Raw genomic sequence first — 11,838 nt, 5'->3', positions numbered from 1 at the left:
TACACCGACAGCTACACCGACAGCTACACCGACAGCTACACCGACAGCTACACCCTAGTCGCCACAAAAAACTCCTACCCCAAAGCCCTTCAAGTCATCTGATTTGGTTCTTCTAAAGGTCTGCCCTTGGGTGTAGGTAGAATTGGACGACGGTCATTGTAGGGCATAGGAATGTACTGCACGCTGGGTCGTCCTCCTTGTGGCTGTGGGTACAGATCCATTAGATCGTAAATAGAATGGGGCAGCCCAACGGTTACGGGCAGCCCCATTTCTGTTGCTTCTTCAATAGTGATGGGATAGTCGTGAGTGACGCGCCCAGTTGTCAAGGCTTCGATAATCGGTTCGATATTTTCTGGCAGAACTTTTTGTTTAGGTATACTGTCTTTTAGCAAAGTTCGTACAAACCGCTGTACCTGCTGAATTGCTTTGCGTGAGAGGTCAGCCATAATTAGAGTTTGGTCATCAATCTCACCGATGGGTTTATCTTCAACTACTTTCAAGATACTAGCTGCGGGGTAATTACCTAGTTGTGGATCAACTGGCCCTAAGACAGCGTTAGCATCCATAATAATTTCATCAGAGGCCAGAGCAAGCATTGTACCGCCACTCATCGCATAGTGGGGTACAAAAACTGTGACTTTTGCTTGGTGGCGAATTAATGCTCTGGCGATTTGTTCGGTAGCTAAAACCAAACCGCCAGGAGTGTGCAAAATTAAGTCAATTGCTACATCTGGCGGTGTGAGGCGAATTGCTCGCAATATTTGTTCTGAGTCTTCAATAGTAATGTAGCGAGATAGGGGAATTCCCAAAAAGCTAATGGACTCTTGGCGGTGAATCAGTAAAATCACCCGACTTTTACGTTCCTGCTGGAATTGTTGTAAAGCACGCAAGCGCCGATATTCTATTTGACGTTTTTGCCAAAGGGGTTGCAAAGAAGTCAGAAGGAGGAAAATCCAGAATAAATCACCAATACCAAAGCCCATATATTTATTTTTGTTCAAAAATAACGGTTGCCGTCATTATTGTCACAAATTTGGGGCGATCGCAGTTCTATCTATAGATTCATAGAAAAATTACCAATTATTTACTACCCTCTTCGCCAAATTTTAATAGTGTCGTCATCACTACCGCTAACTAGAGTTTGGCCATCGGGACTGAAGGCAACGCATCTAACATAGTTGAAATGCCCTGTAAGTGTGCTGATTTCTGTACCACTGTGTATGTGCCACAGTTTGATAGTGTTGTCCCAACTGCCACTAGCGAGGAATTGTCCATCCTGACTAAAGGCGACTGACCAAACTGAATCAGAATGACCTGTGAGAGTACGAATTTCTTTGCCTGTATTTACATGCCACAGTTTAATTGTGTTGTCACCACTGCCACTGGCAATAATTTCCCCATTTTTGCTGAAGGCAATACAGTTGACAAAGAAAGAATGGCCTGTGAGTGTGTAAATGTTTCTGCCTGTGTATATTTGCCACAGTTTAATCGTGTAATCATTACTGCCACTAGCTACTAGCTGTCTATCCTGGCTATTGGTTGCAGGCGTTCTTGGAGAGTAAGCAACTGACGAAACTGGGTCAGAATGACCTGTAAAAGTTTGGATTTCTATGCCTGTGTATACCTGCCACAGTTTGATTGTGCAGTCAGCACTGCCACTAGCCAGAAACTTGCCATCGGGACTAAAAGTAACGGAATTCACCCAATTAGCATGACCAGTGAGAGTACGAATTTCTTTACCTGTCTTGACATCCCACAATTTGATTGTATTATCCCAACTCCCACTAGCTAAAATTCCCCGGTTCAGGTCTGTAACTCCCGCAGATTTACCGGACTCGCCTTGATAAGAAAGGTTTGAAGAGATTGGGCTAAAGGCGACGGAATTAACCATACTGGAATGACTAGAAGACCAACGACCTAGTTGACGCACTAACTTGCCAGTGCCTACTTGCCAAAGTTTGATGGTGTTGTCATTACTGCCACTAGCAATAAATTGCCCATCTGGGCTAATGGCGATCGCATGAACCATACTAGAATGACCTTTGAGGGTCTGTACACATTGCCAGTTCTGCCGATCTAATACAACAGGTACAGGTATTTGCAGTCTAGGCTTGATCACTAAAGTAGATGATATTTTGGTTACATTTTCACCAGTATCAGGGCCTAATAAATCTAACCACTCCTGCACAGACTGGGGACGATACGTTGACTCCAGATCCATGCCGCACATAATAGCCTGATTTACCCTGTTGCTGATGTTGGGATTAAAATATTGTGGTGGTTCTAAATTAATATTGTGACGTCTATCATCTGCACTAGTTGGTACAACTGCGGTAAGCAAATTATACAAAGTAGCGGCTAGGGCGTAAATATCAATGTATTCTCCTCGCGGTGCTTCTGATTCATACTGTTCCGGTGGGGCAAAACCAGGAGTACGATACACTGTATGCCTTTGGATCATATTAGGAACAAATTCTCTAGCGATGCCAAAGTCTATCAGCACTGCTTCTAATTTATTAATGCGGATCATAATATTGCGTGGTTTGAGATCCCTATGTAACAGTCCTTTAGAATGGATTAGGGTCAAAGCATCGCCAATTTGCCGGATGTAGAGTAGCGCTTCTGCCTCTGATAGCACCCCTATTCGCTTCAAGCGCTGTCCTAAATCTTCCCCTTCAATGTAATCCATCACCATGCAGGGCAAATTCCCCTCATCAAAGATGGTTTCTATCTGTACTATATGAGGATGGTGGCACACAGCCAGCCGAACTGCTTCATCACGAAAGTCTTGCCGTAACTTGTTTCGGTGGAGTATCCAGGCGGGGTGATTCAGGATTTCTTCTTTGAGGGTTTTAATCACTCGCTGTTGATTTCGTTGATTTCTGGCAAGATAAGTAATGCCAATTCCGCCTTCACCTAATTGGCCTTCAATAATGTAGCGTCCCCCGAATAAAGACTTTCCTGCATTCCACACCATTAGTAATATTTGACAATTGCTGGTATTTATTTTGGCACGGTATGAGAACAGCCAACACGAATTTTTGGGAATTCCATTTCAATTGCTGTTGTAGCTTTTTGGAACTTAGTTACTTAGATAACATTTTCATTAACCTCAATAATTACTAATAGTATAAAGTTTGAATATACCCTCATAGTTTTGCCTAAACTATGCCTTTATACAAAAATATGAAAGTTGATTGCTCATGCTAGAGTAAACAGTAACTTTAGACATATTTGTTCATAATAATTTGACTTGTAGGTAATCTAAAATTATGCTAAAGAAGCTCAATTTGAAACAAAAATTTACAATTCTGCTACTGGTAATTTTGACATTTGGTCTGAGCTTGAGTGGATTTACTCTTTCTTCTCTGCTAAGGGAGAATGCTAAACAAGATATTAGCTCCACTGGTCTCATACTCATGCAAACAATGAGTTCTGTTCGTAAATATACTAGTACGCAAGTGAATCCAGAGCTAGTTGATAAATTGGCTACTGAATTTTTGCCGCAAACGGTGCCTGCATACTCAGCACGAGAGGTATTTGAAATTTTACGGAAAACAACAGACTACCGTGATTTCTTTTATAAAGAAGCAACTCTCAATCCCACAAATCTTCGGGATAAGGCTGACGGTTTTGAGACGGAAATTGTAGAACAGTTCAGAAATAAACCAGACCTTAAAGAAGTTAGTGGATTTCGCTCAATTCCTGGTGGGGATATCTTTTATATTGCTCGTCCCTTAGCAGTGTCTGAACAAAGCTGTCTGGTCTGTCATAGTGTACCTGAAGCTGCACCTCAAAGTATGATTAGTCTTTATGGTGCTGCTAATGGATTTGGGTGGAAACTTAATGAAATTGTTGGCGCTCAGATTATATCAGTACCCGCCAAGAATGTCATTAACAAAGCAAATCAGTCTTCTTTACTAATTATCTTGATTGTATCAGCTATATTTATAGCGACGATCCTATTAGTCAATTTGTTCTTGAATCGACAAGTTGTAATTCCTCTCAAACGCATGACTCGCATAGCCGAAGAAGTTAGTACGGGACATATGGAAGTTGAATTCGAGCAGATGTCTAATGATGAAATTGGTAATTTAGCTAAAGCCTTTAAACGGATGCAGTTAAGTTTAGAAATGGCGATGAAAAGAATCAAACGTACTCAAGGAGGTGCAGGCGATTATAATAATATGTAATGATGCTCTCTACAAGACGTTGCGCGTAGCTTGTTCCCCCGGGACTAGCTACCGCTACGCTAATGTAATGACATTATGTAGAAGACGTTGCCTGTAGCTTTGCCAAAAAACCTTGTTACTTTTATTAGCTTTCTTGACTTAAACTTACAGAATTAGTTAAAAGATTAAAAATTATTCCTCAATTTGATGATCTCTAAATATTTATGAAAATAAGCTTTTTTTGAATTCAAAAGCTGCTTGAAAATTAGGGATTTCCTTAGTTACAAGTTCAACAAATTGGTCAGCCGAAATATAAGGATTGTGAGCTAGTATTTCTTCTATAATCAGATTTGCCATTGGTCCGATGTGGTAGGCTAATTCTTGCTGGCAATGTTTGATAAATGCTGGTTGGAGTGAAGATTGTTGTTCAATTCGTCGCCCATTTGGTGGACTAGTAGGTGAACTAAAAATTGTTTCTTCCGCTTGGTTATATGACTGTGATATAACCGACATAGCCTGAAATTCAGGATTAAATACCGTGGCTGGCAAATCATCAACTATGATTTCAGAAGACATTGTTACTTCTGGTTCTCCAATATGGCTTAAATCTCTAAGAACTTCGCTGGCTGTTTGGTATCGCTTATTAGGTCTATCTTCCAACATGCAATCAAGTACTTGAGCAAACCCATCAGTAACATAGGTATAATCACGCCAGTTCCATTCAAGTGAGTATTGATCCATTAGTAAAGATGGATCTCTACCTGTGAGTAATACAATAGCAGTCACACCTAAAGCATAAAGGTCACTAGAGGGTGAGCATAAACCCAAACTAATCTGTTCGCGGGGAGCATATCCAACTTTGCCTACCAGGGACATTTTGCCAACAAACGTTACCTGGTGGTTGGAACTTCTCCCCTCGTTAATGTCAGCAATTTGCTTGCCTACCCCAAAATCAATCAGCACTGGCAGATCCTTGCCATCGGGTAACATGATGTTGTCAGGAGAAATATCTCGATGGATAATGTTGTGCTGATGGACATATTCCAAAACAGGCAGCAGATTTTTTAGCCACTGTATAACTTCGTCTTCAGAAAAATTTCTTCCTTGACGTTGAAGTTCTCCTAGCAGTCTTGAATATGTTTTACCGTCAACATACTCTTGTACTAGGAATAGCCGACCATCTCCTTCAAAGCAAGCCAAAAACTTGGGAATTTGAGGATGTTGCAATTGATGAAGAATTTTTGCCTCTCTTTTAAATAAGTTACGATATTGTTCCAGTCCACTTTCGCCTGTGCCAATGGGTGCAAATTCTTTCAGAACACAAGCTTCATTAAACCGACGAGTATCAAATGCTAAGTAAGTTCGTCCCAATCCTCCCTGTCCTAGAAGTTTTTGGATAATATAGCGGTTATCGATTAGAGTTCCAGCAGCTATTTCTGGCCTTGTCATAGGGGACTGTGACATCATCATCGCACTCCTAGCGATTTTGTTATTGATAAATTATCTAATTTGCTGAAAGTCAGAAACTCTAGCAGATAAAGGCTGATAACATCCTTTAAATTGAGGTTAGCACCACTATCGAGACAAGGAAATACACTTTTCTACAATTTTCTGATGGTTTTGTGTTACCAAATAGACAATTTTAACCTGAGTAGTTTGATCGTATTACTCATACTTAAGTATTTTAGCTGCTGCAACATAATCAGTGTCTGCGGTAATATCTGCAAATGTTCAGGGCATCACCTTTGGGATTTGCTGCTGAACCTTATTTTCCCCTTAGTAACCCAATTGAAACTGAGTTGAGGAACAGTAAGGATATAGCCTGACATCATGGTTTTTCATAAATACTGAGGTTGCTATAGACTTGCTGAAAGGAATATTATATGTATTTCAAGTGCTAAATATGCGATCGCTCTCAAAAATTAATCTTTCTGAAAGCCAATATCGTTATCAGATAGCTGCTTCAGCATCGGCTATCAAAGTTTTCAGTACAGCTGATTCCTTAAAAGCAGAAAATTATGCTGCGTGTCAGAAAAGACTCGTGAAGCTACAAGAATTCATCTAGTTCATCTAGGATTCACGCCTAACTGACACAAAGGTTCTGCTAATTGTTCTGCTTTTCATTTTTGAGCAGCTTCTTGTTCCACAATGATAGCTCGTGCAGTTGCAGCAGTGGCTTTCTTTGTGGATGCGGGAATTAATTCTCCCGTCAAAGTTGTCATCATGTTTAAATGATCCAAGCATTCATAATAAAATCTTGGCAAATTATCAAGCCTACAATAGCAGTATATTCAATCGTAATAAACCTATGGCGTAGGCGTAGCCCGTCGTAGACATCGCAGTTGTTAAATCCTCTTCTTGCCTAACAACTGGTATTTAGCCCTACTTAATCATTTGTGAGAAATAAGATCCCCTGCTTGTCAAACAAGTCAGGGATCAGTAGCTTTCAATTTTTCCTAAAACATTTCATCAGACTTCTGGATCAATTCCCGCCGCCCGCAATTGTGCTGCTAGTCGTTCAGCACGTTGGCGTTCCTGTTCGGCGCGTTGGCGTTCCTCTTGGGCTAACTCGGAACCCCAAGGCAAAAGGTTTCCTTGTTCATCCCACCACCGTAACCACTTTCCTGTGCGGTTTTCACGAGTACCTTGCCACACCCCAAGGTAAAGATTCATTTCGGCTATCCAGCAGCGTTGATTTTCATCAGGCTCTTGCAAAATGTACTGTTCTGTGTTGTGTAAGCGATACATTTCGATACTGCCGCTATCTGGCTCAAAGATGATGTAGTTTGGCACTTTTAAGATGCGCTCGTAGAAAAACCATTTTCCTGGGGGATACGTTGCTTTGATAGAATATTCTGTCTCCTGTGTATCGGAAATAAATTCCATTACAATTACGGGAATCTCACCCTGTAATTGAGGGGTGTAACTGCGTGTTACTTCTTCTCTACTAACATTAATTTTGGCAATGAAAGCCCAATCAGGGGCTTTAATGACCATTTTGTTGTTTAGAGTGGCACAAATACCGTAATTAGTTGTTGTTAGGGTGTTGGCTGAAATTTTTCCGGCTAATTGCAGGCTTTCCGTGAGTGCAGCAGCTAAGGCTGGTTGATTGATGTTGTCCACTGGATCATCTGGAAGTTTGTAATCATCGGGCAGTTTTTCCCAAGTGATTTGGTAGTCTTGGGTGAGGGTTGTCATAGTGGGTTTTCCTCTGGGGTGATGTTAAAATCTCGGATTTTACCCTGGTATTTGACTGTTTTAGATCCTCCCAACATCCTTAAAAAAGGGGCTATTGGTTACTCTTCTTCATCGGGTTCTAAATCGTCTGCTGTCAGTTCTTGATGGGGGATTGCGGCGATAATCGCATCTATAACTTTAGATACTGGCAATATCTCAATATTCAAGTCGGGAAATTTTGTCCCTTTTGGGACGATCGCTCGTTTAAATCCCAACTTTGCAGCTTCTTTTAACCGCAGTTCCATTTGGGAAACCGATCGCACTTGTCCGCCTAACCCAACTTCACCGATTAATACTGTACCTGGATCGACGATGCGATCACGGAAACTGGCAACGATCGCGATCGCAATTCCTAAATCAACCGCTGGTTCTTCCACATTCAACCCACCCGCAGAAGCAACGTAAGAATCTAACTTGGACATGGGAATCCCCACTCGTTTTTCTAAGACGGCGAGAATTTGCACCAAGCGATTGTAATCTACGCCAGTTCCAGCACGCCGAGGTGAAGGGTAGCTAGTAGGACTCACCAAAGCTTGTAGTTCCACAACTATCGGGCGAGTACCTTCGCAAGCCACGACAATGGCAGTACCTGGCGCTGGATCGTCACGGTTGCCTAAAAATAGCTCTGAGGGATTGGAAACTTCTCGCAATCCATCTGTCACCATTTCAAAGATGCCGATTTCGTGAGTTGCGCCGAAGCGGTTTTTGACTGTGCGTAATAATCGATGTGAGGCAAAGCGATCGCCTTCAAAATACAACACTGTATCAACTAAATGTTCTAAAACTTTTGGCCCAGCGATCGCTCCTTCTTTGGTGACGTGTCCCACAATCAGCATGGTGATATCTTCGTGCTTCGCCACTTTCATCAGTGCTGCGGTACATTCTCGTACCTGAGCTACTGAACCGGGTGCAGAAGTCAGCGCTGGAAAAAACACCGTTTGGATACTATCAATCACCGCCACATTTGGTTTTAGAGAGTCTATTTCCCGCAAAATTTCTTCTAAATCTGTTTCTGGTAGTACATATAAATCTGCACCTATACTGTCAGGATCTATGGGAAGTGCTGGCTCTACTACTACTTCAACTTTCCCCTCGTTAAAAACACTTAAGGGTTTTGATACTCCCAAACGGGAAGCTCGTAATTTTACCTGCTGTCCCGATTCTTCACCAGTTACGTAAAGGATGCGATATTTCTGTGCTAATTGATTAGATACTTGCAACAATAAAGTCGATTTACCAATACCTGGATCGCCACCAATTAGCACCATAGAGCCAGGGACAACCCCACCTCCAAGCACTCGATCTAATTCTCCATAACCAGACTCCCAACGGGCGATTTGGCGATCGGTAATTTGGTTAAATGTTAAGGAGGCTCGCGCTTTAGCTGGTTTAGCGTGAGATTTGCCATTAGTTTGAGTTGATTGCCAACCACTCACTCCCCCCCGGCTGGGTACATCTACTGAGGATTGAATAGAAATTTGTTCTTCTAGAGAGTTGTAAGTACCGCAAGCTGGACATTTCCCAAACCACTGGGGCGATTCTGCTCCACATTCGTTGCAAGTAAAAAAGGTTTTTGGCTTTGCCATTCTTAAATCTTATTAAATAATCTTAATATTTACTTAATTCTTGAAAAAAACTAAAAACTAATAATAGTGGTATTTAGAGCTTTTTCCAAATCAATTCATGGAATGATATCTTAATATTATGGTATTAAAAATTAATCATGTAAATTTTTAGTCAAGGAGCCTAGAGAAACTTGGAAAGCCATAAAGAAAAAATCTTGGTGGTAGACGACGAAGCCAGCATTCGCCGGATTTTGGAAACACGCCTTTCCATGATTGGCTACGATGTAGTGACGGCTGGCGACGGGGAAGAAGCTTTGGAAACTTTTCGCAAAACTGATCCTGACCTAGTAGTTTTGGATGTAATGATGCCAAAGCTAGATGGTTATGGTGTATGTCAAGAATTACGAAAAGAATCAGATGTACCCATTATTATGCTAACAGCTTTGGGTGATGTAGCCGATCGCATCACTGGCTTAGAATTGGGTGCTGATGACTATGTAGTTAAACCATTTTCTCCCAAGGAGCTAGAAGCCCGGATTCGCTCGGTGTTGCGACGGGTAGACAAAGCCAGTGGTTCTGGCATTCCCAGTTCTGGGGTAATTCATGTCGCTAATATAAAAATCGATACGAATAAGCGACAAGTCTACAAAGGTGACGAGCGCATTCGATTAACGGGTATGGAGTTCAGTTTGTTAGAGTTGGTAGTTAGTCGCTCTGGAGAAGCATTTTCTCGTTCGGAAATTTTGCAGGAAGTATGGGGTTATACACCAGAACGTCATGTAGATACTCGCGTAGTAGATGTGCACATATCACGTTTGCGGGCAAAATTAGAAGATGATCCTAGCAACCCAGAATTGATTCTCACCGCACGGGGTACTGGTTATCTTTTCCAGCGGATTATTGAACCAGGGGAGGAGTGAGGAAATGAGGGAGCAGGGGAGCAGAGGGGCAGAGGGGCGGGGGGCAGAGGAGACAAGGGGACAAGGAGAATTTATTGAATAAGTCTATCCCTTGTCTACCTCTTGTCTCTTCTCCATACTCAATGCTCAATTCCTAATTCCCAATTTCTAATGACTAAACCTGATCCTAATCGAGTTTTGCGGCGTCTACCCATTGTCGTAGGTGGGCTAGGCGCTGTACTTTTATTGATTAACCGTTTATTGACACCGGAATTAACCCAGTCTCAATCACGTGGTGATGTAGTGGGTGTGATTTTAAGTGCGGTGTTAATTTTGACGGGTTTAATTTGGCAGCAAGTTCAGCCGCGATCGCCTGATACTGTAGAACTAATTGGAGAAGAAGGTTTTGTACTCGCAGCAGATTTACCCGAAGCGGTGAAAACAGAACTAGCCTGGGCATCTCATTTATTGTTGACTAATACAGTAACGCGATCGCTTGTGGTTTTTTATCAAGGTAAAGTTTTGTTGCGTCGCGGGATTTTGGGTACCAAATCTGAAGTTGTGCCAGGAGTAATCTTAAAACAGGTACTTGAAAAACAAAAACCGATTTATTTAGTTGCTCTAAAAATATATCCAGGTAAGCTTGAATTTGATTATTTACCAGAAAATACTCAAGGTGTAATTTGTCAACCTATTGGCAACCAAGGTGTATTAATTTTGGGAGCAAATGCTCCTCGCAGTTACACCAAACAAGATGAAAACTGGATTGCAGGAATTGCTGATAAATTAGCCGTTACTCTTAGTACTTAGATTGTCAGCTAGTTTAAAAGCCAGCAAATTTTAGTGAGACAAGGGGCTTAAGCCCCTTGTTTGGGAGCAAGTTCGCAGCTAATCGTATTAGCAAGTCATTTAGTGTCACAAGCGTATTTTAAATTTAAAAATAAAATCTAAAATATAAAACTTAAAATTCAATCACCAAGAAGTTAAAAAATTCCAACCTTCCTTTTCTTCTGGTGTCTTTCCTTCTTTTTCTTCTGGTTCTTCCGGTGTCTTTAAATTTGTCTGTTGAATTAAATTATCATAAGCTCCTGAATCAACCCATTTTAATAATTCGCCAGCCCGCATAACTACCCAAGAAAGCCCAGGCTCTGTATAGCTTAATATTTTGGTGACTTTATCCACGCTATCAAAGTTATTAGATGCAAACTCACGGGCTTGGATGAGGAAATCTTCAATTACAGCAGTAGTCAAGTACTCATCTGGTAAACCCGCGAGTTTCATCAGTGTAGTAGTTGCTACGTCGATATCCTGACAAGCCAGTAAAGCAGCCCGATCGGCAGTGAACCTAGCCATCATCCGCCAATTATACAAACCTAGTTCCATTCCACCAGCAACTAAGCCTCCGACTCCCAGTGTGGTACTGCTCAACAAATTTTTCAACGTTGGCATAACAATTGCCATTTGGTGATAAACCATGTGCTGACTCTTGATTCGAGCAACTTCGTGTCCGAAAACGTAAAGTAATTCATCTGAGTTAAGCCACTCCATTGCATCTAAATTGATACCGACAAGGGGTTTTTCTACGCCAACAATGTAGGTTTCAATGTGACCTGTGCCTCGAAATAGATACAATTCAGGAAGTGGAGCAACATCAAGAATTTGGCAGGTTTCTACAAATGCTTGATGTAATTCGGGAAAATTACGGGGCGAAATTCTGATTTCACTACCAAGGCTTTGCAGTCTAAGTAGACGATCAATGCCGTATTCGTTAATTTTTTTGAGTAGTAAGGAGACACCAGGCATATTTTGCAAAGAAGCCAAGGCTTTGCGATCGAAGGGGTGTTCGTAGGCTTCCGAACTTAGTCCAGTTAATATTTTTCTCGTCATGGGTTTTGAGCTTTTTAATAGCAGTTTAGAAGCATTAGGCAAACTTACACCACAGTGTACTAGGTATTTTTCGCTATC

General features: G+C 41.6%; 10 protein-coding genes. 4 read left to right on the top strand and 6 right to left on the bottom strand.

The window, feature by feature from the left end:
* Nucleotides 1–89: 89 nt before the first annotated feature.
* Together RMY16_RS27890 and RMY16_RS27885 are read right to left on the bottom strand one after the other, a co-directional pair.
* Entirely contained in the window at nt 90–983 is an 894-nt protein-coding gene (locus RMY16_RS27890; RefSeq protein ID WP_322660815.1) for an SDH family Clp fold serine proteinase, read from the bottom strand.
* Between the two features lie 104 nt (nt 984–1,087).
* The gene (locus RMY16_RS27885; protein ID WP_322739086.1) at nt 1,088–2,977 is read right to left on the bottom strand and encodes a serine/threonine-protein kinase; all 1,890 of its coding nucleotides are present in this window, start codon (nt 2,975–2,977) and stop codon (nt 1,088–1,090) included.
* Nucleotides 2,978–3,272: 295 nt separating this feature from the next.
* On the opposite strand from RMY16_RS27885, the gene RMY16_RS27880 reads away from it, so the two are divergent.
* Entirely contained in the window at nt 3,273–4,193 is a 921-nt protein-coding gene (locus RMY16_RS27880) for a Tll0287-like domain-containing protein (protein ID WP_322660573.1), read from the top strand.
* A 201-nt stretch (nt 4,194–4,394) separates the two neighbouring features.
* On the opposite strand, the gene RMY16_RS27875 is transcribed toward RMY16_RS27880, so the two are convergent.
* Nucleotides 4,395–5,636, bottom strand: coding sequence for a serine/threonine-protein kinase (locus tag RMY16_RS27875; RefSeq protein WP_322660817.1), 1,242 nt, complete (start codon nt 5,634–5,636; stop codon nt 4,395–4,397).
* Between the two features lie 400 nt (nt 5,637–6,036).
* On the opposite strand from RMY16_RS27875, the gene RMY16_RS27870 reads away from it, so the two are divergent.
* Nucleotides 6,037–6,237 carry a hypothetical protein gene (locus RMY16_RS27870; protein ID WP_322739085.1) on the top strand — a complete coding sequence of 67 codons (201 nt, stop codon included), beginning with the start codon at nt 6,037–6,039 and terminating at the stop codon, nt 6,235–6,237.
* A 404-nt stretch (nt 6,238–6,641) separates the two neighbouring features.
* Here RMY16_RS27870 and RMY16_RS27865 read toward each other — a convergent pair whose 3' ends face one another.
* Nucleotides 6,642–7,370, bottom strand: a complete 729-nt coding sequence (locus RMY16_RS27865) for a Uma2 family endonuclease (RefSeq protein ID WP_322739084.1) — start codon at nt 7,368–7,370, stop codon at nt 6,642–6,644.
* A gap of 98 nt (nt 7,371–7,468) precedes the next feature.
* Entirely contained in the window at nt 7,469–8,995 is a 1,527-nt protein-coding gene (gene radA / locus RMY16_RS27860) for a DNA repair protein RadA (RefSeq protein ID WP_322739083.1), read from the bottom strand.
* 170 nt (nt 8,996–9,165) lie between these two features.
* Here radA and rpaB point away from each other — a divergent pair, with 170 nt between their 5' ends.
* On the top strand, nt 9,166–9,894 hold the full coding sequence (rpaB, locus tag RMY16_RS27855) for a response regulator transcription factor RpaB (RefSeq protein ID WP_194042420.1): 729 nt from the start codon (nt 9,166–9,168) through the stop codon (nt 9,892–9,894).
* Between the two features lie 150 nt (nt 9,895–10,044).
* Nucleotides 10,045–10,683 (top strand): cofactor assembly of complex C subunit B, encoded by a 639-nt coding sequence (locus RMY16_RS27850; protein ID WP_322739082.1) that lies wholly within the window; start codon nt 10,045–10,047, stop codon nt 10,681–10,683.
* A 162-nt stretch (nt 10,684–10,845) separates the two neighbouring features.
* Here the strand turns inward: RMY16_RS27850 and RMY16_RS27845 are convergent, their stop codons facing one another.
* Nucleotides 10,846–11,760 (bottom strand): M48 family metallopeptidase, encoded by a 915-nt coding sequence (locus tag RMY16_RS27845; protein ID WP_322739081.1) that lies wholly within the window; start codon nt 11,758–11,760, stop codon nt 10,846–10,848.
* Nucleotides 11,761–11,838: the final 78 nt, after the last annotated feature.

The sequence above is a fragment of the Nostoc sp. DedQUE12b genome, from assembly GCF_034530835.1.
GTDB lineage: Bacteria > Cyanobacteriota > Cyanobacteriia > Cyanobacteriales > Nostocaceae > Nostoc.
This window is presented reverse-complemented; position numbering and strand designations above follow the sequence as displayed.

Coding starts and splice junctions, on each gene's coding strand:
- RMY16_RS27885 (WP_322739086.1), bottom strand. CDS start 2,977: ATGGTGTGGAATGCAGGAAAGTCTTTATTCGGGGGACGCTACATTATT.
- RMY16_RS27880 (WP_322660573.1), top strand. CDS start 3,273: ATGCTAAAGAAGCTCAATTTGAAACAAAAATTTACAATTCTGCTACTG.
- RMY16_RS27865 (WP_322739084.1), bottom strand. CDS start 7,370: ATGACAACCCTCACCCAAGACTACCAAATCACTTGGGAAAAACTGCCC.
- RMY16_RS27890 (WP_322660815.1), bottom strand. CDS start 983: ATGGGCTTTGGTATTGGTGATTTATTCTGGATTTTCCTCCTTCTGACT.
- RMY16_RS27845 (WP_322739081.1), bottom strand. CDS start 11,760: ATGACGAGAAAAATATTAACTGGACTAAGTTCGGAAGCCTACGAACAC.
- RMY16_RS27850 (WP_322739082.1), top strand. CDS start 10,045: ATGACTAAACCTGATCCTAATCGAGTTTTGCGGCGTCTACCCATTGTC.
- radA (WP_322739083.1), bottom strand. CDS start 8,995: ATGGCAAAGCCAAAAACCTTTTTTACTTGCAACGAATGTGGAGCAGAA.
- RMY16_RS27875 (WP_322660817.1), bottom strand. CDS start 5,636: ATGTCACAGTCCCCTATGACAAGGCCAGAAATAGCTGCTGGAACTCTA.